Genomic DNA, 25,038 nt, shown 5'->3' on the forward strand with positions numbered 1-25,038 from the left:
TAATTTTTTTTAAAAAGTTAAATCCAGTCCTAAAGTCAATTGCCTCAGTCGAGGATATCCACCCCAATAAATCCCATCACCTCCTACTTCAGGATCATAACCACTGAAGTCAGTAAAAGTATATAAGTTGTTACCGTTAATATACACACGTGCCGAACTAGTGTTTTGTGTAGAAAGATTGAATGTATAACCAACAGTTACATTCTGGACCCGCACAAAAGAACCATCTTCCAGCCACCAGTCAGATAGGTTAGTCAGACGTCCATCCCTGAGACGCGGATAAGCATTAGTTGGGTTATCAGGTGTCCATCGTAAAGGCTGATTGCTCGGCTGATTAAAGGCCTGTGTATTAAGAACATCCTGCCCAAAAGCACCGTTAAGAAACAGGTTAAAATCAAAATTGGCATAATTCAAATCAAATCCAAGACTGGCATGAAAATCAGGATTCGGATCTCCAATTATTGTACGGTCTTCAGTATTTATGATACCATCACCATTAATATCAACATATTTAAATTCTCCAGGCTGTGCCAGACTTCCATCCAAACCTGCTTCAATTCCTTCCTGCAAGTTTTGAATAATACCGTCTGTTTTGTAACCGTAAAAGATATTAATTGGCTGACCGACAGCAAGAAGATTTGGATATTGACGGAATTGCTCTATACTATTTCCCCAATATTCGAATTGCATTCCAGTGTTTGGATCAATGGTTAAACCGGATTCAGCAGTATTTCCGAGACTTACCACTTCATTCTGATTCCTTGAAAAAATTAAGGTTGTATTTAGAGTCAAATTATCAGATTGGATTAACCCTGCGTCCAGACTTAATTCAAAACCACGATTTTTAATTTCACCGTCGTTTACCCAAAGTCTGTCATACCCAGATGAAAGAGGCAAAATGCGCTCCCTTAGTAGATCACTAGTATGCTTCTGGTAGTAATCGAACGTAAGGTTCAATCGCTCTTCAAAGAAGGAAAGATCTGCTCCTAAATTCCATTGAGATGTAGTTTCCCATTTTAGATCAGGATTGGGAATTCCTCCCCATAACGCTTCAATTCCTCCCTGACCCGCTCTTCCAACAATATACCCCGGACCAACAGCAGTAACCCAACTTCCATTGTTATAATAATTACTGACTCCATACCGGCTAAGGGTCTGATAAGGACTTATCCCCTGATTTCCTGAAATTCCGTAGCTGGCCCGAAGCTTAAATTGATCAAGTTCATCAAAGTCAGCCATAAATTCTTCTTCGTGCACCTTCCAACTTAGTGCTCCCGAAGGAAAATAAGCCCACTTGTTATTTTCTCCAAATTTAGAAGATCCGTCTGCTCTGGCAGTAAAGGTTGCCAGATACCTGTCGTCATATCCATAGTTGATCCTAAAAATACCTGAAACCAGCTCGGTTTCTACACGACCATTCTGAACCTGATTTAATTCTGGATTACCGGCCTCCATGTTCTCATTCCCCAGGGTTTCATTCACGAAATCAAAAGCTCCAAGATTTGAGCTCCTTGAAGAATAATTCTCATATGTAAAACCGGCTGTTATCCCTAAATTGTGCTTTCCGAACCAGTCATTATAATTAGCAAAGGTTTCCGAAACGTAATTATGATCTTCCCAATTACGGATCCATCCCGCTCCATCATTAAAATCTCCGGTTTCCGTATATACATCTGGAAAATATTGATCATTAATAGATTTGCCATGCTTATAATTAAGCCTGCTAGTAAGCTTTAAAGGGGCTATAATCCTCCATTCTAAAGCAGCTGAAGTAATTAAGTCTAACATTTCGGTCTCATCCAATCTGTTTTCTGAGATAGCCAAAGGATGTGAGTAATCATTAGTTCCTATAAGATTGTATTCACCTTGGGAGTTGTAGACTGGAAAAATAGGATTCCTCCAATACGCTAAACCTCCATTGTACTCCCTCATTCCTTTCGAGAGTATATTAGATACCCTGATAGATAAATTGTCTAGAAGATCATGCTTCACCCTTAAGTTATATCCATATTTGCTATAGTCATCATCGATGTAGACCCCCATATCGGTATAGTAATTTGCACTTAGATTGAAACTAGTCTTTTCAGTTCCACTATTAACACTAATAGTAGTATTGTTGGACATGGGGTTATCACGAAATACAATATCATCCCACTCTGTAAAATGAGGCCATTCCCCTGACTGCAGTTCCCAAATAGAGGGATAGTAAACTCCTGTAGAATTCTCAGCTCCTATATAGAGTGGTTCGAAACCACCATTCCTTCTTGATTCATTATTCAACTGAGCCATCAATAATGGATCTCGCCATAAATCAACCTTTGAAGTAAAAGCAGATACGGTAGATTGTTGCTGAATTCTCACCTGCGTTTTCCCTTCTTTGGCCATTTTAGTAGTTATAATAATTACTCCATTAGCACCTCTGGAACCATAAATTGCCGAAGCAGAAGCATCTTTCAAAACATCTACACTTTGGATGTCCGACGGGTTAATTTGTTTTAAATTCCCAGCATCCCCAAGTGGAAATCCATCCACCACAATTAAAGGTGCATTGGAACCACGCAAGGAGCTTCCCCCTCTAATACGAATCGTAGCCCCAGCTCCTGGATCCTGAGATGGAGTAGCGACCTGCAGACCTGCCACTCGCCCCTGAAGGACACGCTCTATCGAATTAGCAGGAATATCTTCAATTTCGCCCACATCAATTGTACTAACAGAGCCCGTTAGATCCTTTCTCCTGACTTCACCATAACCAACAACAACTACCTCAGACAACTCTTGCATGTTATTCATAAGAGTAACAGTCATTTGCCCATCTCGAGGAATCGAAATCGTTTTAGTAATAAAACCTATACTAGAAAACACAAGTTCTCCATCAGGGTTTTCCACCTCTAATGTGAAGTTTCCATCAAAATCGGTCACTGCACCGTTATCTGGAGTATTCTTTTCAAAAATATTTACACCCGGCAATGGCATTCCATCCTCAGAGACCACGGTACCACTCACAGACATTTGCGCAAGTACCGGTAGGCTGAAGACAAAGAAGCCAAGTAAGAGTGCATATTTACTTAACACGTATTTCATTTGGTATTAATTTTAGAAGGTTTGTAATATCATATTTCACAAAGTAATAACATTTACTTCTACCCACTTTTGTAAATTATGCCTCATAATGATACTTTAATGAAAAAAATGAAGTCATTAAAGCCTATTTTACCTTGTGTTCTCTTCATTTTTATTTATTTACTTTATATTTGTGACCATAATCATTTAGTATATAGAGGGAAAACGCTAATCCTAATAAAACTATAAAATTTGTATTATTATGAATGAACACAAACGGATAATGCGGGAATTAGTGCCTATTTCTGAAGATGATTTTTTCATCGTCCTTAACCATCGTAATGCTAAATTTGACTTCCCTTTGCACTTTCACCCAGAACTGGAGTTGAACCTGGTGCTAAATTCCTCCGGTAAACGAATTATTGGAGATTCAATTTTGGAATATCAAGGTTCTGATCTGGTACTAGTTGGAGCCAATACTCCCCACACCTGGATAGGAACAGAAGGCGAAGCTCATGTGGTAACAATCCAGTTCCACCAGCATTTCTTAGCACCGGAATCTCTAAACCGAAAGCTAATGCTATCTATTAAAGAATTGCTGGAACGTTCAAAGCGAGGAATATTATTTTCTGAAGAAACCATTGAAAAATTGAAGCCAAGAATTCTTGAGTTATCAGAAACACAAGATTTTGATTCCCTTCTGAAGTTTTTATCCATTCTTTACGATTTGTCTATCGCAAGAAATACTAAGATGCTTGCCTCTCATTCTTATGTGGATTATTATCGTATTTCAAAAAGCAGAAGAATTGAAAAGGTGAATAATTTCGTCCAAGAAAATCTTAATCAAAAAATCAATCTTAAGGATGTAGCTAACCTGATAAATATGTCAGAAACCGCCTTTAGCCATTTTTTTAGAAAATCTACAAATACCTCCTTTACTGACTACGTGAATGACTTGCGCCTGGGTCACGCAGCAAGACTCCTCACCGAAACAGAACTGACTATAAATGAAATATGTTTCGATAGCGGATTTAATAATGTATCTAATTTTAACAGGACATTTAAAAGAAAAATTGGCTTTACTCCAACAGGATTTAGAGCACAACAAAAGCTTATTACCAAACATTAATAGTCTCAGTGAGATTTAAAGACTTTTTTATTTCCTGATTTAGGCATCTATACCCAGCCCAACTGTTCAAGGTTGAATAAATCCACTCAAAAAAATCTACCTATATCATTCTTAAGCTATTCATTCCAAAATAGTATAAGTGTAGGTAGCAAACAATCACTGGGAAAAGTCTCGGGCTCTTTCAACAGAGCTTTCCTCATCTCTCGCTTGATCACCAAAAGATAGAAACTATAAAACTTTCTCGTGTTACTGCTTAGAAAGCGCACAGGAATTTAGGGAAAACCTTAAATTTTCATCCTCATAAACATGTAGTGATGATAGAGCAAATTACCTTCTCCCGTCAGGAACTTTATTCTCTAGTTTGGGAACATCCTCTCTCCTATTTTACAAACAGGTATATGGTTTCATACCCGAGCTTTAAGAATATCTGCAAAGAAAATGATATTCCTTTACCTCCAGGAGGGTACTGGTCAAAAAAGAAATTTGGAAAAGAAGGTTTACAGCCTGAATATTCTAAATTAAAAAACGAGAAAGAAATCGTTCTTTACCTCCGCCTTGAGGGAGACAATCGCGATTTCGGCTACCTAACCAAAATGGATAAAAAAATCCTGGAGATTGATGCAGATCCAAAGGTGAATTTGACTATTCCGGAAAAACTACCACCAAAAGTAGATCCGATTATAAAAGCAACAAAAAAATGGTTTAAGAAGGAAATTAAGGTTCCCGAGAAACTGGACTACTATGATCGATATTCTCCAGGTCCAATTCGCTGTTATGTGTCGGAAAAACAGTTGAAACGTTCTCTCATCATTCTTTCTGTTCTAGTAAAGAACATTAAGGCCCGGGGACATGATTTTACTTTTGGAAGATACCATTCCTTTGTCAAGTTGTACGGAATTGAATTTGAATTAAGTATTTCAGAAAAAAAGAAAAGAATTAAGATTCAAGGAAAGTATGGAAGTGACTATAAATCTGAACCTACCGGTATGCTTTCCATTCAGGCTGGAGAAAATTTTTACAGTAAAGCCTGGAATGACGCTAAGACAATTAAACTTGATGGTAAACTTTCGACAATAATAGCATGGTTGGAAATTGAAGCTGAAGACGAGAGGCAACGTGAAATTAAAAGAAAAATTCGAGAGGAAGAGCGAAAGGAGCAAGAAAGGATCGAAAGGGAAAAGCAGGAACTTATTCAACAGGAATTGAAAGCTTTCAATGACCTCTACAAGAAGTCACAGCTATGGCACGAAGCTCAAAAATTGAGAAAATATCTAAGAAAATTGGAAGAGCAGTTGGAAAAGGATGATCAATTGACCCAAGAAAATATCGAAATGCTTCACTTTGGATTTCAAAAGGCTGATTGGCTGGATCCCTTTACCACAAATGAAGATGATCTTTTTTCTAATTTAGACCCTTATAACCTCCTGAAAAAATTAATATAGAACTATCCCTAAACAACGAATACGTTGTTTTATTTAATTTATTAGGACTCCATAAAATGGCCGCCTTAAAAATAAAATCTGACTCAATTGCGATCGCCGGATGGTGTAAATAATCCATTACACTGGCCCGGGAACAAACCAAAGACTATCGTTGGGTAAATATTTGTCTTCTTGTTTATGAACGGCCAGGCTTAATCAAAATAAGTGAGCCCACGCGTTGTATATGCTATATGCATTTAGTGAGTGTAATCCTATACCTCACCCTGTGGGTGTACAAGCACCCTCATGACTAATTCAACTAATCTGTTATAACTTCAATACCTGCTTTTTCAGCCTTATATTTAATCTTGGTTATAAGGTCGTAATAACTCCAGTTTCGTAGTACGAATTCTTCTTCCTTAGCTATGCCAGCTTTGTCCTCCTGATTCATTAAAATTAAAGTTCCCGCCTGGTGCTTAATACAGAAATCGATTAACCTCCTGCTATAAACATGGATGCGATTGGATACATAATTACTTTCAGTATTGTGGAATCTATTCACCGCCTTAAGTTTTCTCTTTATTCCCTTTCCTGATTTAGAAAATGTTGCTCCTTTTTGTGCTCTTTTTCGGGACGCTTGAATAGCTAATCTTCTGTACAAAAATTCTTCTCTGCTACCAATGGTAAGTCTTTCGGTTCCGGTTTTAACTACTATGGGATATTCAAGAGACATAGAAGCTTCTGCAACCACTTGCGGCTTAAGAGCATGTTGCTCTTTTTTTATCTCAAATACAGGAAGCCAAAAAATCTTTCCATCCTTTAATTTTATGTGTGATGTACAAAGCCTTATTTCTCCTTTTACAGCTTGCTCTAAAAGGTGGCGTTTGTCTGTGTAATCCTTCCCGAGATAAGTTTTTAGAGGAAGGCTAAATAGCCGAAAACAAAAAGCTCTTCTTTCTTCGTCGTATGAAAAACCACTGATTCCTTCCATATCGAATGGAAAGGCCATATCTCTTCTAAAGTTCCTTAAAGAGCTTTCTCCACTCCAGTATTTCATTTTGTCTTTATTGAAAGAGCTGTACAAAGACTGCTTCAGATTAGATAAAATGTTAGTGGGAATTTCACCTTTGAACCGGCTGGACACTGCTCGATAGGTCGTATGGATCCGTGAGCATTGCAAAATCCCTAATTCATCTTTTTTTTCGTCTACCAGTTTATATTGAACTCTTTCGGTTAAATAGAGAAAATCTTTGATCATTTCCTGAACGTACAAATGGGAAACCATCATGTTGGCTGCTCTAAAAGCCCTGTTCTGCCATTGGTATAGTTTATCCAGTGCCTCCTTCCTTTCTGCCTGAGTTGGAAGGTCCACCAGTAGCTGTATTTTCCGGGTAAGTTTAAGAGTGGAGTTTTTCATGTTAAGCAGATTGTAACTGTTCTTGATGCTTTTCCTCCAGAAATTTGTACGCAGCTATAAAAATTTTATGGACTTCCTTCTGGGAGAGGCTCAACTCAGTAGCAATAGCAGCAAATGAATAATTCTTCTCACTACGCAACTGCAACACTTTTTCCTGTTCTTCGGTCATGGAACCCTCAACCTTTATTGTTGTAGCAGGTTGATTTTTAGCTTCAAGATCAGTTCCCTGATAAATAAAATTTTTAATCTCCTGGATGGCTTTCTTTACTTCTATACTAACTTCCTTAATGCTGATTCCCATAGCATCGGCAATAGCTTTATATTGAAACCCGTATTTAAGGCAGAGTTCTATCAGGTGTTTTCTCTTATCACTCAATAGTGGCAATACGCTATTGATTCTGTTAAGGGCCTTTTGATCTGCTTGCTGGTCTGATAGGTGCTCATCTTCTTTCTGTGGGTCATAACCATGCATATATTTCTGATAGTCTTCATAATTTTCCAACCTGTTGATGTTCCTGTAAAAGTCATTTTTGGGCCGACAATAGTAGTAGGTACATTCCCGTTTCATCACATAACGAAGAAAAAAGTAAATATGTTCCGGCCGTTCAATATCTTCCCTTTTCTCCCACAGTTTCAAGAAAGTATCTTGAAGGATGGTTTCAATGACAAATTCATCGCTAATCAGTTGCTTTCCCACCCAGAAGATCCTGCGGTGGTATTTGGAATAGATAAACTCTAAAGCATCAGGATGTCCTTGTTTTAATAGTTCAAAATTATCATGTGACATAGGAGATATATTTGAACCTGAGCTCTCAGGTCGGGTTATATTATTAATTTATAGGTCAGACTTTAAAGCCTTTTCTACCTGCTCCAGTTTCTTTTTATATTCTGCAATTAATTCATCTGCATATAGGGGAGTTCTATCTCCACTGAGACAATATCTTATGTAACGAGGAGTCACCTTATATTTACAGGCAAGGGCTTTTACTACCTCCGTGTTATAAGTTTTCTTCATAAATTACGTAAGTTTGCCTGTTCATTTATTTGTTCCTTTCACCGGAACAAAATCAAATATAGTTGATAATTTTCAACTAATCAAAAAACTTTTGAAGATAATTATCTTCTATATGAGAAATATTTTACAAGTTTTCACTGATATCGCCCAGAATGAAGGGATAACTATTACCAATTTAGAAAAGAAAATTGGTGCAAGTAAGGGTGTCCTTTCCCGTGCAATAAGTAAAGGCACAGATATTCAGGCAAAATGGCTAATTGCACTAGTTGATAATTATCCCCTATATAGTGCTGAGTGGATACTAACCGGTACTGGTCCGATGCTTCAAAGAGATTCCGCTGAATCTATTAGTAAAGAAACCGATCCAGTTGTTCTTCGTGAAAAATTAATTAATCTCCAAAATCAATTGGATGCTCTTGAAAAAGCAAATAATGCTTTGGAAGACGCCAATGAATCTCTAAAAGAAACTAAATTGATACTGCAAAAACGGATTGCGGAACTCGAAGGTAAATAACAGATTGAAAACTTTTTGATAGGTCAGAAGATAGACCTGTGACAAAAGCCGATCTAAAGGATGCTGGAGATAGATTTGAGAGAATAGCTTGACCTGAAATGGCATTTCCGCCTTTAAGGCCAATACTCAAAAGTCACCCAACTAGCAAAAATGAAGAGAATGGCATTAATTGAAATCTGCCTGTAATAAACATTGAGTTATCATTTAATCATAAAGTCGTGAACCGATACCAATTCAAAATTTCTCTTCCAATGTTGGGTTTTAATTGCCTGTGTTCAAGAATATTTAATCTCCCAACAGCACACTGATGTTCCCGTTGTCTAAAATTTTTGAAATCCGGAGGTACTGAAGCTTCCGAAGGATAGAGCAGCATGGCACGAACCGACTTCCAGTAATCATTATAAACATACATCTGCCGCAGGTCCTGGGTGGAAGGATTGAAATTCTGAATATTCTTCCATTTAGTATCGATGACAAAATACTCGTCATCCTTTTTCACCACGATATCAGGGCGAATGGTTATCCCCTGCCAGAATTCTCTTGACTGCTGCCCGTAAACCTCCACATTTTCAAGTGAAGCAGCCTCCTGTTTTAATTTTACCAGCACATATTCTTCCCATAAGTTATTCATATCAAAGAGAAGTGCGAGCATCTTTTCATCGCCTGCAGAAATATTGGGTGCATAATTCAAAATGATGAGACGGGCGATTTCCAAAGCAGTAGCATAAGGAGCTGTTTTTCTACCTTTTTTGACTCTCAAAAAAGTGGTCTTATCTACTTTGATCTCTTTCACCTCAGGAAAATCCAGGCGGACAGATTTACACATGGAATACAGGTAAGTACCTTTCGTAAAATCTTCTATAATATATAAAGCTTTAGAAAGTATCCGGTGAATGAGGTGATCCTTGTCGTAGATCTGGTGTGTAGTATAAAAACGTTCCTTATGGATCAGGTTCTTCCTAAGGTGGCCGGCAAACTCCAGTTTTCCTTTAAGTGTCTTTACATTCTTCGTTTGCTTGTAGTACTGCTTAATTAGGCCGTTATGGATCAATAGCTCCAACTCATTGAGAAACCATTCGAAATATATATCGAGGAGGTGAATGTTTTGCCGGGAGACATTCGCGTTTCCCACTTTTTGAACCTGTAGCTTCCGGGTGGTCTTTAGCATCTCGATGAGAACCGACTGCCATAGCTCTTCATTGGTTTCAGCAGCATCGATCTTGGGAAGGATCTCGACCGTCAAACCATCTACCTGGATCACCCCAACAAAGTTTTTGAATTTTATCCCGTTGTACCGGAGATCAAAATACATATCATTATGCAGGGCATTCAGTTTGGAAAAAGCCTTTAAATGCTTTTGCTGAAACTGCTCCCCTACCTGCAGCAATTCATGCTCAAAAACCTTTATGATCTTATTCCCCTGCCTCATCTTCCCGGTTGAGTAAGATTCGGACAGCTGATTCTATATCCTCCACTTCTTTAAGATGATAAGAAGGTAGAACTTCCGGAAGATCCAATTTTGGAAATTTCGCGAAGCTAACTTTACCCTCTTTTCGCTCCACAAATCCGGCACCGAGTATAAGAGCAACTTTTTCGTAGTCATGATAAAAATACTCCTGCAGTAAGGGAATGATCTTATTCTCAAACGCCTCCTGAAGTGCTTCGGTATCTCCGCTATTGGTCTTAATGAAATAGGAATGCCCAATGGTATGGTCACGATCCAGAAGGGCCTCTATTCTTTCGTTGATCGTACTTAATAACTCCTCTAGGTTGAACCTTTTAAATTCAATATTTCTCAGCAGTTCGGGGCGAGGCATGATTTCTTCAAAGACAAAGCGCCTTCTCAAAGCTGTATCCAGGGCTTCAACTGAACGATCGGCGGTGTTCATGGTACCAATGATATGAAGGTTTGGCGGCACTCCTAATTCAGTTTTTGAATACGGCAATTTTGCCCGTAGTTCATTTTCTTCTCCTAGCCTCTTATCATCTTCTATAAGGGTGATGAGTTCGCCAAAAATAGACGAAACATTACCGCGGTTTATTTCATCTATAAAAAGAGCATAAGGATTTTCCCTGTCAGCATCTGCTTTTAGACACATTTTTTTAAAAATTCCATCTTCTATACGATACGAAACATTGTTTTCTTCCTCATCTAAATTGGGTTTGATTCCCTCAATAAAATCTTCGTAGCTAAAGGATTGATGAAAAGTCACAAATTCATAGTTCTTTATAAATTTATCTGGATTAGGATGGTAATTTTTTACCTCTTCCAAAAGAGTATAAGCTTCGGGGTAAAACTGCTCTAAAAGATCTTCCTTTACTTCCCAATATGAATTTTGATCTTTATAAAAAATTGGATTCGAACTCCTGTCCGCGACCTTTACATACTCACATTCGGGATCAGTATAATGCTGTAAATAGCCCCAAATTGTGGCATTAGGATTTTTACTATTCGAGAGCTTTGTTTTTATCAGCAAAAGCTCATGAGAAACAATATCAGTTACTTTTGATTTCTTAATATCCAATAAAACTATAGCAGCAACCTTCCACCATTTTAAATCTGAAACTATGTTTTCCAGGTATTGCTCTCTGCTCAAGGAAGTTTCCTGAACAGTGAATTCTTTGAAATAGCTATCCTGTAATTGAAACGTTTTTCCGGTTCCGGGAGGTCCGTAGAGGATCCGGTTTAATTTTTCGCTATAATCCATTCTTGCCGCTGACTTATCTCCTGACATAATTCCCAGGAGTCGTTCGTAATAAGTATTATAATTTGGATCCTCTGTTTTGTACGGAGTAATATCGGTAAGGGTTTTAGTCACGATATCAAACTGAGTATTCCAGGATCCTTTTTGTCTCCAATCCACTTTTCGGCATTTTTGAAAGTATGGACGCTGTGCATCGTAAAAGTAATCTGATGTTACCACACCATAGCCAAGTAGGGTTCGCTTTCCTTTTTTAACAATGATAACATCTCCGTTTTTTACCTTTTTCAAAAAGTCATCACAAGCAGTTGCATCGTTTTTTTTAGAAGAATCGGAATTCTCCCATTCCTGAAGTTTCTCAATGATTTCTTCCTTTGTGGAATATTTTTGGAGATCTCCAAGTCGATCCCAGCCTATGGCTATTATTCCTTCTGAATAGAATTCTTCCCAGTGCTTAGCCTGTTTTCCTGGAGAATATAACCAATATTGCCTATGAGAAATCTTGACAGACATCCTTTTGATTTTATTATATTCCTCTTCGGTAGCCGTGAAATTAGTACCCTGGTTCCCTGCTTTAAAGTGCTGAAATTCGGGCAGTTCTTTAATGTCAGCCCACAGCACGGGATCATCTGCCAGATAGTCGATAACTTTGATTTTTACCCGTTCTTCTTCTTTTGAAGCTGAAACAGGACCTTTATAATACTGTTTCTCATAACTTTCTTCCTCGATATCTCCCACCTCAGAAACAACGTCGGCCAACGCATAACACCCTGCTTTATCTCCCGTTTGCCAAAGAATAACCTTGTCACCGGGTTTTATTCTGTCTTTATGAGCTGCAATTTTCCAGGATTTAAGATGTCCTGCACGTAAGGCTCTTTCAATATCATATATTTCAGGACTTCCCTGGAAGATCCAATAGTTGGGCTGGTCTAATGACTTGGAACTAAATTTTTCCTCAATAAATCTGAGATAGTTCTCCTTTCCTAAAAGTGCTCGCGGGCGGTGATGGCTCACTCCGGCGCTATAGCTATTGAAGGCTCCATCTTTCCGATATAATTCTTTTTTTAGATAGCTGAGGATTTCCTTGTAATTTGACTCCTGTACGTCAAAAATATTTCGGTCAAATCTCTTATTTGATTCTTCCAAATCCTGAGAAACAGTATTTTCATTTAAGGATGAATATCTCCCGTTAGCATTCTTAAAAAACCACTGTATAAATTCTTCTTTAAGACTCATTTGTTTAGGTATTGGTTCTACTTAAAAAGCAGCTGCAGTCATATGTTTTACCTCATCTTAACAAAAGCATTTGCTTCGGGATCATAGCGCAAAGTATCTACCCTGTATTTGCCTACCGTAATTCTGAGAATAAACTCCAGCTGAAATAACTCCTCTGTATTTCCTTCAATTAAAATTTGAATATCTCTTTCCAGCCTGAAAGATTTAATGTCAACTAGTTTGATCTGACTATTCGTTATTATAAAAAGTTCAATACTTCAGAATTTTTCATGTCTAGTCAATTTTTTATTCTTCGACAATTAGATTATATTCTTTATAGGCGTAAATCTCGATATGTTTTTTAATTCTTCTAGATTGTACAAATGGTAGTAAGAACGTCATTAACAAGAATACAAAGGAAATGGTGGCAATGAAGGTATCTTTCTCATCTTTAATGTAAAAAGCCAATAACAGTAAAATGAAGAATAAGAAGACCTGACCGCTCAACAAAAGTAATTTCAATCTTTTCATTTTTTTCCTTCCTTTTTCTTTGGCCTCAGCAATTTTTTGCTCTTTTAACTCTCTAATTGTTTTTTCTTGTTGCTCGGCAGTTTGCTTCAACTCATCGATTTTCTTTTGTCTTTCCGCCAGTTTAGTATTTTTGGCTGATTCATTTCTTAGATAATCTTCTAAATCATTTTTCTTATAAATAAATTCAATCTGCTCTAAAATATTTTCTTTGTTTATGTCCTCTGGGCGGAAAGTATTATTTCTTAATCTTAAATAATAATCTTTTACTTCTTCTTCCTTTCGAACACCACTTTTTACATCACCTAAGAGTTTCTCGTACCTCTGTCTTACATTGTTATTTATTTGACCGGTAATTATTATCTGAGCCTTGTTGACAATGTCTAAAGTCGCAGGTAATTTTGATGTAAATCCTAAACCGCGATTTAACCTATACCAGAGCTTTTGAGTAACATAATATATATCTGTAGCAAAAGAAAAATCCAGATCTTCCACCTTTACATCAAGATCTGAACTCATTAACCTAGTGATCCTATCACCTGTAAGGATAATATGTCCTATTTTCTCAAATTTCCGGTTATTCCTTCCTCTCCTTAAAATATTTATGTATGTAAAGCTTTCAAGAATTTTGTTAATCTCTTCTTCCTCTTTTTCGTCTTTATATTTATTTAAGGCTTTCTCATCTACAACATTAAATTCAGTATTTTCAAATAAATCAATTTCATCAGCTAATAGAATATTCAAATTCTTAAGGTCTGAGAAAAATTTACTTTCTTTTTGAGTTACGTCTGTACGAGTTTCACAACCTTCAATAATTGACATAATTGCAGTCTTCCCAGGCTTAACAGCTCCATTACCTTCAACTATCTTTTTACATGCATAAAATAAATTTTCTACTTCTGACCTAACAGAAGAAGTGTATTTCAATTTTATTAAAGACTTTTGATATTTTTCTCTTGTTATTGCATTTATTTGTCTTACAAGCTCATAAAAATCATATAGAATACTCTTAAAAGTTTCACCATTAAATCCAATGATGCTTAACAAATGCTCTGTATCTAAATACATTGTAAGCTCATCATTCCAAATACTAGTATCATTAAAATCAGAAGAGTATTGGATACCTTTTAAAATAGTAGCTCCTTCTCGGATTAGATTCAAGGCCGTTAAAAATTCAGGTCTATCTTCATTTCTTACAATAAATGCACTTACGAGCGCAGCATATTCATCATCAATATTATTATCGAATAAAAATTCTATAAAGGTGGATTCTAATTTCTTGAGCTGGTCTTCGTTTAGTGGTCCCTTTTTCCATTCAATAAACTTTATTAAATCTTTAAACAAGTCAGAATGTTCTTTTTGTTTTTTAAGGAAGTTATCATTTATATGGGTTTTTGCACTCTTCGCCTTGGGATCAATAATGTATTGTCCATTGACATTATCAAAAATTCCTTCACGTCTCAGACCTTTTAATTGAGTTCTAATTATAGCCTCAGGGATATTTAGATCAAACAACTGAATCAAGTTATTTCTTATTTCCGTCGAATCCTGTGAATATTTTTTAATTAAAACAAAAGTGGAAATAATAAACTCATCGATAATTTTTTTTAAATCGATTTTGTTATTTGCCATTTCAGCAAATAGTGATGTTGATGCTAAAAATTCTTTATTCATGATATTATTAATATTTTGTCAGCGCAATTATCCTCAATTTTTACGTAGTATATTCACCTCTCGACATCCACATTAAAAATTGGAAAAAGGTCTGCAACCATTTTATCCTCAATGTAGAATCTGTTCAGAGAGTTATTTACCTCTTCGTTATCTTCCAACTCCAGCCAGGAGATGGCAATATTTTTCTTTATATAATCTAAAGAATGATCATGGAAAATACGCTCTAAGCCAATCCTCAACTGGCTAACTGTATTTGGTTTTTTCTCAAATGAAAAGGGTTCTTTAGTTCGGCAATTACCCTTTGAATCCGTCCAAATGTCTTTAACTGTGTATCGCAGATGGCCAGAAATCCTTTGGTTCAAATTGGTGGTTTTCCCAACGTAGAGGCAGATCCTGTCCTCACAGGTGGCTGCTTTTATCCAATCCTCACAAATTATAATTTGAATATGATCCTCCCGGTTTGCCGGTCCCTTTAATTGGTAACGCTGTTTATTTATTTCTTTCCTTAATACTGTAGAATCACCTACCCACCAGAAGGCGTACACTCCTGCTTTTTTCCTAAGCCGCAAGAACTGATCTTTAGATTTTCCTTCAAAAAATTCTTTTACGCGGACCGGTGAAATAGCCTCTAATTTTTGAACTGATTCATCTATGGTAACTTTATCAAAGGTTGCTGTGGCTGACATTATTTGTTTTTATTGCTGTAGCTGGATCCACTCTCTGCTGCCGTATTAATACTTTCGTGGTCCACGGGGTATTCCGATGACAACGTTTTATTAATATTCTTCATTAACATTTTACGAACAGAAGCTTTTTGAACCAGGCTTTCTGTGGTATTTCTAATCTCCTCCAACAACTCCCTCGCATCTCCATCACTTTCCAATTGCGGCACTAACTCTCCTTTAAAAGCCTTTTGTAAAATGGTTTGAGGAAGACTATTTACTTTACTTTTAAGAGATTCGAATTGCAGTTCGATAGCATCAGCTTTCACAAAAAATCCCTTAAGTCGTCTGACAATTTCCTTTTGTTCTTCTTCGGATGGAACAAGAACTTCCATGTTTAAAAGCTGTGTTTTGGTAAGAGCCTGACGTGTAACACCGTAATTTTCTTTGAAAATAAAATCCTGAATAACATTTGAGGCGAAATAGAAATTTAAGAATTCCGGAGAAACAGGTTTTTTTGGTCTAATGATCGAAACATGTTGGTTTACTCTTGCGCCATGAAATTCCTGAGGTGCCAAGCAGACCCTTCCAATTGAGGCACCAGTAATGTTTAATAGAACATCATTTTCTTCAACAATGACATTTTTAAGTCTAGCTCCCTGTCCTTCGTCAATAAAAGCCAATCCCTTTTTCTTGATCCCTGAGAAATGTATATTCATAGATCGAATTAAAGGTATTCCTGAAGATTTATACGCTTCACTGCCTCCTCTAGGAGTAGACCCACTTCCTACTTTAGAAGTAAATTGCTTTACCTTTAGCTTTTTCCATTTATCTACCTCCTTCCCTTTCCTCCATTCCTCGGTCAACTTCCCGGTTACCGCCTGAGTAAGCACCTGCTGCCTGAAATTTTTAAGCAGTCCCGGAATTCTTTCTAAACTGGTATTAATCCCCTCGAGCTGCTCAAAAAGAGTATCCAGTTTAGCTACTATTCGAATTTGTTCAGGAAGAGGTGGAAGGGGAAACTTTAGTCCTTCAATGTATTCCTTTCGGATATTATTAATATTTATTCCTCCTGCTAACTCTCTAATTTTTTCTCTATAGTTATCACTTAGAAAGTAATAGTCAAAAAAGCTGGCATTAATGCCTTTTACTGGTCGTATCACCATTAGAAAAGCCCCAAAAGAAACATTCTCATAATCTTTTTTAGCGATACCAGCCTTGCCTATTAGCTTCTTACTTCCAGTAGAACCAACAATTACAACATCACCTTTATGAATTTTCTGATTCTCATTTACAAAGCTTCCATTGACATATACCTCTCCTTCATTATCGACTATTACTCCGTCTTGGATATTGCCCCCTCTGAGTATGAGATAATCATCTTTCTCCTTCGTGGACTTCGCATCAGCCTTTTTATATGAAACACCTCTGATTAAGTAAGAGAGTACTTTTACTTCTGTTTCGATCCAACTTTTTGGCAATTCCTTCTCCATTAACTCAACTCCTTTATCATTGCATTCAACTGCTTTGTAATTTCCTGAATTTCTGCCAGTGCTTCCTTTGCAATTTCAACCGGTTCTCCCAGATCTTCTCCATTGCTAATGCTGCTATCTGCAATTAAACCCAAATCCAGGCTGTCGTTCTTTTTTGCAATTTTTTCACGGGAGATTTTATTCCAGCGTTCGTCTTTAATTTCCTCTCGCCTTTCATTACTTACCAGTCCGTCGTAATTTTCCTCTACTTCATCATAACCTATCCCGCCGGTGTAAGCCTTTATAAAATCTTCAAAAGCTTTTTCTGTAAAAGGGGTGCGTTTACCGTAATTGGGAACATTAGTCCGCATATCGTAAAACCATACATTTTTAGTATTGCCGGTTTCGCTGGTACCACGGGTAAAGAACAAGACATTGGTTTTTACACCTGCGGCGTAAAAAATTCCTGTGGGCAAACGAAGAATGGTATGCACATTACATTTATCCATCAGGTCACGCCGAATTCGCTGACCGTCGCCATCCTCAAACAACACATTATCCGGTAAAACGACCGCTGCGCGAGCTTTGCCGTCTTTCTTTAAACTTCGATAAATGTGTTGTAAAAAATTGAGCTGTTTATTACTCGTAGGAAAGGTAAAATCGTCCCTTGTTGGTCGTTCACCGCCTTTTTTGGTTCCGAAAGGTGGATTGGCAAGTACTCCGTCGAAATTTTTGAGCCCTTTACCAAATTCAGTTAATGTATCTGCCAGATAAATTTTGCTTTCCATTCCGTGCAGACGGGCATTCATAAGTGCAAGGCGGTGCGCATCTCCTACCAGTTCCACTCCACTAAATGCCTCCTCTTCCTGGAATTTTCGCTCCTTCTCCGAAAGTTCGTAATAATCATCATGCTTCTGCCGTAGATAATGATCTGCAGAGATCATGAAACCAAAAGTTCCAGCGGCGGGATCATTCCATTTTTCTCCCAGTTTAGGAACTAACAGATCCACCATCACATTGATGAGAGGCCTAGGTGTAAAATACTGTCCTGCCCCACTTTTCTTTTCTCCGGCATTTTTTTCCAAAAGGCTTTCATAGATGTCACCCATTACATCCCGGTCATTCTCTTCGTACCAGTCAATTTTATCAATCGCCTGAACAAGTGTATTAAAGTTCACCGGCTTCCGAAGACTTGTAGAAGCATCGGCATAAATCTCTTTAATGCTGTCACTGCTAGTTTTGTTACTTATTTCTGCCAGGAACTTCCGATATCGAACAAAAGCTTCATTATTATCTGTCTCATTTACAAAGCCTCTCCAACGATATTCTTCGGGGAGATGTACTTCAAAACCTTTGACTTCAGATAATTTTAGAAATAGTATATAAGTTAACTCGTTTAAATACTGGTGGTAGGTTACTCCGTCATCCCTTAGTACATTACAAAGGTTCCAGAGTTTATTGGCAATTTCTTCTGCGCTCATGTGTCGATTCTCAGTTCTTAGTTTTTAATTACTTTCAGCATTGGCTACTGCTCTACATCTAGCTTTATCTTCTATTAATTCTTTTAATCTCAAGGGATTATGAGTATCATTAAGCAAAGGAGTATACTTTCTAATCAAATCATTTTCAATATTAAAATTGCCCGTATAGTGTATAAAGCTTACTTCAAGATTTTCATTAATCCATTTTATTATTTTATACTCATCTGCCGGTGCGAACTTGTAATTCTTCTTATTCTTATAGCTTAACAATGAACCTTTTTCCGGACAATATCCTAAAACAGCTCCTATACTTCTAAAGAAGGTACCATGTCCTCTGGCTCGTAATTCCTGGTTTAATAATCTCTTGCGGAGAGTCTGTCCTTCAGCCTTACCAAAATAAATGATGGAATGCTTTCGCTCAGCCAAATGAACCTGATATGGTTTAGGAAGTGTGCTTCCACTTTTAAGTTTTATCGAATAAAATCCGGAACAATCGAGATTTTGCTTACTATCGAGGTAAGCTGCCGAGAAATACTTTCCTTTTATTAGTTTCTCTTCTAAATACAAAAGAACCTCCTTTTGTTCTTCTGGTTCTTTAACTGAACCCTTTGACTTCTCAGATTTATCTATAATAAACCTATTCTTCTCTTTTATGACCTGGATCCTACCTGCTTTAATTAAAGATTCAAATTGACCAATGTCAATATTCTCAATACCAAAATGAGAAACATAAAATCCCTTATTCCTAAATTTCCGCCTAATAGTTTTTCTTTCTCCAGCAGTATTGGCCTGACTAAATTTTTTAACTAAAACTCGCAGTTCCTGTAATTCCTCTCTGTTAAATTCGTTTTTCCTCTCCATCTCTTAAGCTGAATATAGATTTTCATTTAGCCTTTCAAGGATCTCATCCAGGTTATTTTCAAAAATTTTATTAAGGCGCTGATAGCCACCGTCTCGTTTAAAGGGATCGTCATTAAGATCCTGTTTTGTAAGTACTGTTTCTTTTAAAAGTTGCTTTTCAAACCTGTCAAGCCACCGCAGCTGAATCTTATTCCAGTTCCTCATGGTTTTTATCTTTTCCATGGCATTTTGAATCCGCTTCTCATGACTTACCAGATCCTGATCCAGAGCCATGGTTCGAATAAAGGAAATGATATCGGCAGCAATGTCTTCGTTCCTGGTCGATTTCCAGGCCGTGCTTAAGGTCCGGGCGTTATAACCTTCCTGATCAAGTGCCAGTTTTAATTCCTTCAGAGATTTTCGGTCAAGTTCTGTGGGTTTGGTGCAGATGATTTCAAGTGCGGCAAGTCTGTTGCGGTTTTCACTTATAAAGCTTCTGAAATCTTCAATGTAATCTTCAGGTTTTTTTGCTTTTCCATAGCCTCTCTCCACTCCCAACACTTCATCTTCATGCTCGGACACCAACTGAACTTTTGGATTATAAATTTTTGTATCAAGAAAATCCCATAGCCTGCCATATCCAGACAATACCGCCTGCACCTGCTCTCCTTCAACTGCTTTAAAGGATTGGATTAATTCCTCCGGACTTTTTCCTTGAGCTACATACATAAACTCTTCAAGGCTGCCGGCTTCCAGTTTCTTCTTTTTTCGCTGAAGTTTAGCAATAATTTGTTGCATCTGCTTCTTGGCCCTATCAGGCGTTTCAATATGTTCCAGCTCCTCCACAAGCTTTTTAAAAGTAGCATGAGGATTAGAAACGGTTTTCATTTGAGTATAATCTTCTAATGCCTCATAAACACGTACGGCGTCAAAAATGCGGAAAAACTGCTTGTCTATATCGGGACATAATCTGGTGGCCCGGCCCATCATTTGTTCAAATAAAATTCGGGAGCGAACTCTTCTAATAAACACAAGATTTGTGATTTGGGGCACGTCGATTCCGGTAGTCAAAAGGTCAACAGTAACTCCGATATTGGGGAATTTCTCATTTTTGAAACGTTTGGTGAGATTTTCAGGGTCATAAACATCTCCCGTAATCTTTGCAATAGCATCATTAGGCACATCCACTCCTATCGCTGCGAATTCCTCGAATAACAAATCCACTATTTTGTCAGCATGACTGTTTCTAACAGCAAAAATTAAAGTCTTTTCATCACTTTCTGGATCAAGTTCCTGCACAAGCTGCCTTATCACAACCCGATTAAAAGGTTCTGTTATAACCAGTTTATTGAACTGCTCGACTTCAATACGTAATTCATCTTCAAGCGCAGATAGCTCCTCAATTTCATTTGTTTCGGGATTGTAAGCTTTAGGTTTCTCACCCTTCTCCCAGAGAATACCCTCTTCACTTAATCTCGTTTTAATGAGGTATGGAGGCTCATGATCTACAAGGAAGCCATCAATCACAGCTTCTCTGTAAGAGTAGCTGTGAACAGGATCACCAAAGATTTGTTTCGTGTGAAGCGCCGGAGTAGCCGTAAGTCCAATAATGTAAGCATTGAAATATTCTATCACCCTTTTGTACTGGCCCACATAATCCTGTTCGTCTTTAAAGTGTAAATCTTCCTCATCAATTTCCTTATCAAGATTGTAACCCCGGTGTGCCTCGTCTATAATGATGCAGTCATAAGTGTCAATGGGTAAAGGATCATTTTCGGAATAAAAGAGACGTTTTACCATACTTTGTACAGTAGCAAAATGCAGCCGTGTATTTGAATCCGGTACTGAAGTACCTAACTCTTCCAGCTGATAGGTTTCCGCAAAGGTGTTCAGGTTCTCAATCTTGTTATCCTTAAAACCATCTGATGCCTGGGTGGCTAGCAACCTGCGATCTGTAAGAAAGAGGATTCTTTTAAACCTGTCCGATTTAATAAAGCGATATGCCAGCCCCATTACTGTCCTGGTTTTTCCAGTACCGGTAGCCATCACTAACAAAGCTCTCTTATCTTCAGGAGTGGAAATGATCTTATGTTCAATTCCTTTTATAGCATCGATCTGATAATATCTCAGATTTAGGCCATTCTTACTTTGCAAATAATCATACTCACTTTCCTGTAGCCGTTGATTGGCCTTGTCAATATCCCTGTTATATAGCTCCACCAATCCATCCGGAGAAAACCAGCCTCTTAGAGCATCAGCGTGATTTCGGGGGTTTCGAATATCAAGAAACCATATTCCACTTTTAATTTTAAGTTGCTCCAGGTAAGAACGTCCGTTGGTCGAAAACAGAAACGGAACCTTATATTTTTCCCAAGTCCCTAAAAGTTGAATTTCAGATCGGTCTTCAATACATTCTGCATATACTTTAGACTGATGAAGATCGGTTGAAATGTCTGTAGCGTATTTTTTTGCTTCAACGATTCCGTATAATTTAGTCCCGATGAACAAAGCATAATCTGCCCATTTACCTTTACATGGCCATTCGGCGATAGCCATGTTTCTACCCTTTTCAGGAAAAGTTTTATTAGATTTAAAGTTTAACTCTGCTGTATCACATTCCCAACCTGCCTCCCGCAGTTTCTCATCAATAATTTCCCGGGTTTCTGCTTCAGATTTCCCAAGATTTTTTGCAACACGGTATGACCGTTCCTTCCTCTCCTCTACAACAGTTGCAGATTGGTTAAAGGCAGCAATTTTTTCTTCATAGTTGCTTACCTTTTGCGAAAGAGTAGCCAGTTCTTCTTCAAGACTCTCAACAGATTTTTGTTCCTCATTTGCAGGAAGAATATAATCTTCTGGTTCTAAATAATCATTTTCATATGTTTCGTAGAACCACCTTGCCAGCTGAAAAGATTTTTTTAGAATAAATAATGCCTCCCGTTCCGAACTGTTTCCGTCATGTGTAGCTTTATTCCCGGATTTCCGGATTATATGCAGAAGATCTTTTATGATCTCCGGGATATAACTTCTGTAGAAAAGCTGATTAATCCGCTCAACCTGTGTTCCCTCAAATCCATCAAGATTCTCGAAGTCCCAAATCAGGACCGTTAATTTCTCAGAAAACAATCTAGATTTCGCTAATGAGGAACTTGGATCAATGTGGATCAGCCGTTCTGACAATTCACTGACTTTGAAAAGCTCAGGATACGAGGACTGTAAAAAAGAGAATTTGGAGGAGTTATTCATAGTTGCTGAGTTTATACTCCTTCAAAGAATTGAACTGCAAATTTACAGAACTCAATAATGGTTTCTTTATCTAGATCAAATTCATTTCGATTACCTAAATAATTCTGCGACTTAGGTGTTATCTCTTTTCCCTCATACAGCTCATCAACAGTAATACATTTAATATGTTTTTTCGAGACTAATATGATGAAAGCGTTCTGGTAAGGGTAACTCGCCGGAAGATCTTTCAATTTAAAACTCCCATTAGCCCGGAATTTCACTTCAATAAAATATACCTTTTTGTCATTAGGATTTTGAATTACAAAATCAGGCATTCTTCTAATATCATCCGCAACATCAGTACGAACGCCTTTTAGAAGATCCATAATCCCGGGAATAGTATTTTCCATTCCGTAACGGAATACATTATAATCAAGGCTAAGAAACAATTCCTGAATTAAAGTTTCAGCAATCCTTCCTTTAATCATGTTGTAACGATAATTTCTATCACTTTCAGAAAGACCCGTTGTTACCTCTTCCTGGTTTTCCTCCAGAACTTCAACTTCATTCGCATTATCGGCTTTGTAACAGGAGTAGCAAAGTCCGCCATTAAATTTTGTATAAGAACCGCATTGAATACAAGCTGCCATTAAAAAATTCTTTTAGTGGTTATATTGCGGTAGGGACGCAGGTTAGTGCAGTAAATATAGGAAAAATCTTATAGGAATATTAATTTACCGCGCTGGCAGAATAAGGTTTCTCATTTTCTTTAAATAGGTAAGCCAGAATTTTATTTTTCTCAATTTCCGTTCTGCTCTTACAGGTATTTAAATTCCACTCCGGATAGGTAAGATGGAAGTTCTTAATAAATGGAAACTTGCTTGTATGATATTGCTTTATCTTTTCTATGTAAGGTTTATTTTTAATTCCTCTATTAATATTGGATTCTAATATTATTAGATTTCCTAAGGAATTAATGTCTTGTCCCCATTCTGCATGTAACTCGACTCTCTTTGATTCTTCAATGTGATTGTAAGCTTCTATATGTTCTACATCTAGAGGTTCATCAAAAATCCTATTAATTATGTCCTTAATTTGAGACTGTTCTGTGGATTTATAGTTTTCTTCCAACATTGCTGATAACCGGCAAATCAGATTTTTTCGTTTAGCATTTTCGACAAGATTAGTAGTTAGAGAATAGTTCAGATTTTTCCATCCTGTATTGTGAGAAGTTTCCTTGCCAATTTTATCGTTAATTATGGACATAACCTCCTCATAACTTCCGTTCACCAATCGGTCAATTACCCGGTGCATCAGGGTAGAATAAATTTCATTAATCCTTTTATCAAAGCGTACACTGTAAATAAAGAATAGCCTGTTTAGTTGACGAGTAAAATACAGCAGTTTTTCCCAACGATTCTCATCCTCCTTCAACTGGAAAAGAAAAACAGAATATAAATGCCAGAATCTACCGTAACGCGAATTCCAAATCAATTTGACAGCACCAGCATCCTCTGCACTGAAGTTCTTTTTATACTTCCAGTTTCTATGCCATAAGAACCTGCAGTCAATAATTTCATCCAACTCCTTTAAAGAGATCTCAACATTGCTTGCTTTGGAAAAGTTCTCCCATTTTTCAATTTTGAATATGCTATCAAACAGTCTTTCAAAAAAAGTATTTGCTCCAAGAGAGTAAAGTGTACCAGGTAATTGATGGCGTGCAACAATTACGTATTGATAAATGGCTAGAATCTGCTGGATGTCAGTCACCTGATCTCCAAATTCCTTATTTTTTTTATCAATTTTTTCATATAAAGCGCTAATATCTTCAAAAATGGATTTTTCCTGCTTCTTTATGTCGTGCAAATATTCATACATCCTAATCTTGAAAACATCCCCTCCATTTAGGTCGAGCCCCGTGGTATTTATCGCATCAAAAATTTGTAAATTTTTGGACAATCCCGCGCGAGTTTCAATAAGTACAAAATATACTTTTGAAAAAAGAAAGTCTAAAAAATCCTCAATATTAAATCCGAGCTCTTCCTCCATGGACTGCATTTGCTCCTCGAAGAAATGTTGAATTAAGTTATAGTTATTCTTATAAGGGTTTAAAGAACCCTCTACTGAAGATGGGCTCTCAATTACCTCTTTTAGGAATTTTTGTTGCTCTCCATTATTAACCTCTGTTCTTAACCAGTCAAATTTCTCCTCTTTAAGAACTGAACTCTCAGGAAATTTTTCTTTTAAAAATCTCAGCAGCAAAAAAAAGGTTGTAAGTCGTTGTTGTCCATCAATGATTTGGTGTTCTCCTTCTTTTATGGCAGATATCTGCATAGTACCAATGAAAATTGGCTCAGCCTCGCCTTGTTCCACCTTGGAAGAAAAGGCACTAAAAAGATCACTTATAAACTTCTTCAACTGGATTTCGGTCCAAGAGTATGTACGCTGATAAATAGGGATACAATATTTTTTATTTTCTCCTAAAATAATATTACCTCCTTCCTGAGAATTTTCCTTTAAGGTACAACTGGAGGCCTTAATTTCAAAAGCTCGTTGTGCAGAAGCTTTAGTATTAATAGATTCTACAAAAGCGGGAGATGTAACTGGATTATTCATTATTTTCTTAAAATTTATGTTGGTTAATTCTGTTTAGGATATGATTAAAGGATTCAGTGCCCAAGTT

The 25,038-nt window shown here is 37.2% G+C and carries 17 protein-coding genes; 3 read left to right on the forward strand and 14 right to left on the reverse strand.

Annotated elements, in window-relative coordinates; all coding sequences use genetic code 11:
• Window positions 1-9: 9 nt before the first annotated feature.
• Window positions 10-3,081, reverse strand: a complete 3,072-nt coding sequence (locus OQ279_RS06825) for a SusC/RagA family TonB-linked outer membrane protein (protein WP_266069115.1) — start codon at window positions 3,079-3,081, stop codon at window positions 10-12.
• Between the two features lie 274 nt (window positions 3,082-3,355).
• On the opposite strand from OQ279_RS06825, the gene OQ279_RS06830 reads away from it, so the two are divergent.
• The gene (locus OQ279_RS06830; RefSeq protein WP_266069116.1) at window positions 3,356-4,189 is read left to right on the forward strand and encodes an AraC family transcriptional regulator; all 834 of its coding nucleotides are present in this window, start codon (window positions 3,356-3,358) and stop codon (window positions 4,187-4,189) included.
• A gap of 314 nt (window positions 4,190-4,503) precedes the next feature.
• Window positions 4,504-5,631, forward strand: a complete 1,128-nt coding sequence (locus OQ279_RS06835) for a hypothetical protein (RefSeq protein ID WP_266069117.1) — start codon at window positions 4,504-4,506, stop codon at window positions 5,629-5,631.
• Window positions 5,632-5,929: 298 nt separating this feature from the next.
• On the opposite strand, the gene OQ279_RS06840 is transcribed toward OQ279_RS06835, so the two are convergent.
• Genes OQ279_RS06840 through OQ279_RS06850 form a run of 3 tightly spaced genes read right to left on the reverse strand, consistent with a single transcriptional unit; the run spans window position 5,930 to window position 8,042 of the window.
• Window positions 5,930-7,027: a transposase gene (locus OQ279_RS06840; RefSeq protein ID WP_266069118.1), complete on the reverse strand. Its 1,098-nt coding sequence runs from the start codon at window positions 7,025-7,027 to the stop codon at window positions 5,930-5,932.
• A 1-nt stretch (window position 7,028) separates the two neighbouring features.
• On the reverse strand, window positions 7,029-7,814 hold the full coding sequence (locus tag OQ279_RS06845) for an RNA polymerase sigma factor (protein ID WP_266069119.1): 786 nt from the start codon (window positions 7,812-7,814) through the stop codon (window positions 7,029-7,031).
• Between the two features lie 48 nt (window positions 7,815-7,862).
• Window positions 7,863-8,042 (reverse strand): hypothetical protein, encoded by a 180-nt coding sequence (locus OQ279_RS06850; protein WP_266069120.1) that lies wholly within the window; start codon window positions 8,040-8,042, stop codon window positions 7,863-7,865.
• A 13-nt stretch (window positions 8,043-8,055) separates the two neighbouring features.
• On the opposite strand from OQ279_RS06850, the gene OQ279_RS06855 reads away from it, so the two are divergent.
• Window positions 8,056-8,556 carry a hypothetical protein gene (locus OQ279_RS06855; RefSeq protein ID WP_266069121.1) on the forward strand — a complete coding sequence of 167 codons (501 nt, stop codon included), beginning with the start codon at window positions 8,056-8,058 and terminating at the stop codon, window positions 8,554-8,556.
• Between the two features lie 208 nt (window positions 8,557-8,764).
• Here the strand turns inward: OQ279_RS06855 and OQ279_RS06860 are convergent, their stop codons facing one another.
• The 10 genes from OQ279_RS06860 to OQ279_RS06905 form a co-directional block, all read right to left on the reverse strand.
• Window positions 8,765-9,985 carry an McrC family protein gene (locus OQ279_RS06860; protein WP_266069122.1) on the reverse strand — a complete coding sequence of 407 codons (1,221 nt, stop codon included), beginning with the start codon at window positions 9,983-9,985 and terminating at the stop codon, window positions 8,765-8,767.
• Window positions 9,969-12,494 (reverse strand): DUF8426 domain-containing protein, encoded by a 2,526-nt coding sequence (locus OQ279_RS06865; protein ID WP_266069123.1) that lies wholly within the window; start codon window positions 12,492-12,494, stop codon window positions 9,969-9,971. The genes OQ279_RS06860 and OQ279_RS06865 overlap by 17 nt, the downstream gene beginning before the upstream one ends.
• Before the next feature lie 285 nt (window positions 12,495-12,779).
• Window positions 12,780-14,675: a hypothetical protein gene (locus OQ279_RS06870; RefSeq protein WP_266069124.1), complete on the reverse strand. Its 1,896-nt coding sequence runs from the start codon at window positions 14,673-14,675 to the stop codon at window positions 12,780-12,782.
• Window positions 14,676-14,728: 53 nt separating this feature from the next.
• Window positions 14,729-15,361: a GIY-YIG nuclease family protein gene (locus OQ279_RS06875; RefSeq protein ID WP_266069125.1), complete on the reverse strand. Its 633-nt coding sequence runs from the start codon at window positions 15,359-15,361 to the stop codon at window positions 14,729-14,731.
• Entirely contained in the window at window positions 15,361-16,830 is a 1,470-nt protein-coding gene (locus tag OQ279_RS06880) for a restriction endonuclease subunit S (RefSeq protein ID WP_266069126.1), read from the reverse strand. Before OQ279_RS06880 ends, OQ279_RS06875 begins: the two co-directional genes overlap by 1 nt.
• Window positions 16,830-18,290, reverse strand: coding sequence for a type I restriction-modification system subunit M (locus OQ279_RS06885; protein ID WP_266069127.1), 1,461 nt, complete (start codon window positions 18,288-18,290; stop codon window positions 16,830-16,832). Before OQ279_RS06885 ends, OQ279_RS06880 begins: the two co-directional genes overlap by 1 nt.
• 24 nt (window positions 18,291-18,314) lie before the next feature.
• Window positions 18,315-19,151: a GIY-YIG nuclease family protein gene (locus OQ279_RS06890; protein WP_266069128.1), complete on the reverse strand. Its 837-nt coding sequence runs from the start codon at window positions 19,149-19,151 to the stop codon at window positions 18,315-18,317.
• Between the two features lie 3 nt (window positions 19,152-19,154).
• Window positions 19,155-22,310 (reverse strand): type I restriction-modification system endonuclease, encoded by a 3,156-nt coding sequence (hsdR, locus tag OQ279_RS06895; RefSeq protein WP_266069129.1) that lies wholly within the window; start codon window positions 22,308-22,310, stop codon window positions 19,155-19,157.
• Between the two features lie 77 nt (window positions 22,311-22,387).
• Window positions 22,388-23,005, reverse strand: a complete 618-nt coding sequence (locus OQ279_RS06900; RefSeq protein WP_266069130.1) for a VRR-NUC domain-containing protein — start codon at window positions 23,003-23,005, stop codon at window positions 22,388-22,390.
• Window positions 23,006-23,084: 79 nt separating this feature from the next.
• The gene (locus tag OQ279_RS06905) at window positions 23,085-24,971 is read right to left on the reverse strand and encodes a DUF262 domain-containing protein (protein ID WP_266069131.1); all 1,887 of its coding nucleotides are present in this window, start codon (window positions 24,969-24,971) and stop codon (window positions 23,085-23,087) included.
• Window positions 24,972-25,038 lie beyond the last annotated feature (67 nt).

The organism is Salinimicrobium profundisediminis (genome assembly GCF_026241755.1).
GTDB classification, from domain to species: Bacteria; Bacteroidota; Bacteroidia; order Flavobacteriales; family Flavobacteriaceae; genus Salinimicrobium; species Salinimicrobium profundisediminis.

What these genes read in the sequence shown, in the direction of transcription:
- OQ279_RS06875 (WP_266069125.1), bottom strand. Translation starts at nt 15,361, where the DNA reads ATGTCAGCCACAGCAACCTTTGATAAAGTTACCATAGATGAATCAGTT.
- OQ279_RS06860 (WP_266069122.1), bottom strand. Translation starts at nt 9,985, where the DNA reads ATGAGGCAGGGGAATAAGATCATAAAGGTTTTTGAGCATGAATTGCTG.
- OQ279_RS06845 (WP_266069119.1), bottom strand. Translation starts at nt 7,814, where the DNA reads ATGTCACATGATAATTTTGAACTATTAAAACAAGGACATCCTGATGCT.
- OQ279_RS06825 (WP_266069115.1), bottom strand. Translation starts at nt 3,081, where the DNA reads ATGAAATACGTGTTAAGTAAATATGCACTCTTACTTGGCTTCTTTGTC.
- OQ279_RS06835 (WP_266069117.1), top strand. Translation starts at nt 4,504, where the DNA reads ATGATAGAGCAAATTACCTTCTCCCGTCAGGAACTTTATTCTCTAGTT.
- OQ279_RS06850 (WP_266069120.1), bottom strand. Translation starts at nt 8,042, where the DNA reads ATGAAGAAAACTTATAACACGGAGGTAGTAAAAGCCCTTGCCTGTAAA.
- OQ279_RS06870 (WP_266069124.1), bottom strand. Translation starts at nt 14,675, where the DNA reads ATGAATAAAGAATTTTTAGCATCAACATCACTATTTGCTGAAATGGCA.
- OQ279_RS06885 (WP_266069127.1), bottom strand. Translation starts at nt 18,290, where the DNA reads ATGAGCGCAGAAGAAATTGCCAATAAACTCTGGAACCTTTGTAATGTA.
- OQ279_RS06890 (WP_266069128.1), bottom strand. Translation starts at nt 19,151, where the DNA reads ATGGAGAGGAAAAACGAATTTAACAGAGAGGAATTACAGGAACTGCGA.
- OQ279_RS06865 (WP_266069123.1), bottom strand. Translation starts at nt 12,494, where the DNA reads ATGAGTCTTAAAGAAGAATTTATACAGTGGTTTTTTAAGAATGCTAAC.
- OQ279_RS06880 (WP_266069126.1), bottom strand. Translation starts at nt 16,830, where the DNA reads ATGGAGAAGGAATTGCCAAAAAGTTGGATCGAAACAGAAGTAAAAGTA.
- OQ279_RS06905 (WP_266069131.1), bottom strand. Translation starts at nt 24,971, where the DNA reads ATGAATAATCCAGTTACATCTCCCGCTTTTGTAGAATCTATTAATACT.
- OQ279_RS06900 (WP_266069130.1), bottom strand. Translation starts at nt 23,005, where the DNA reads ATGGCAGCTTGTATTCAATGCGGTTCTTATACAAAATTTAATGGCGGA.
- OQ279_RS06840 (WP_266069118.1), bottom strand. Translation starts at nt 7,027, where the DNA reads ATGAAAAACTCCACTCTTAAACTTACCCGGAAAATACAGCTACTGGTG.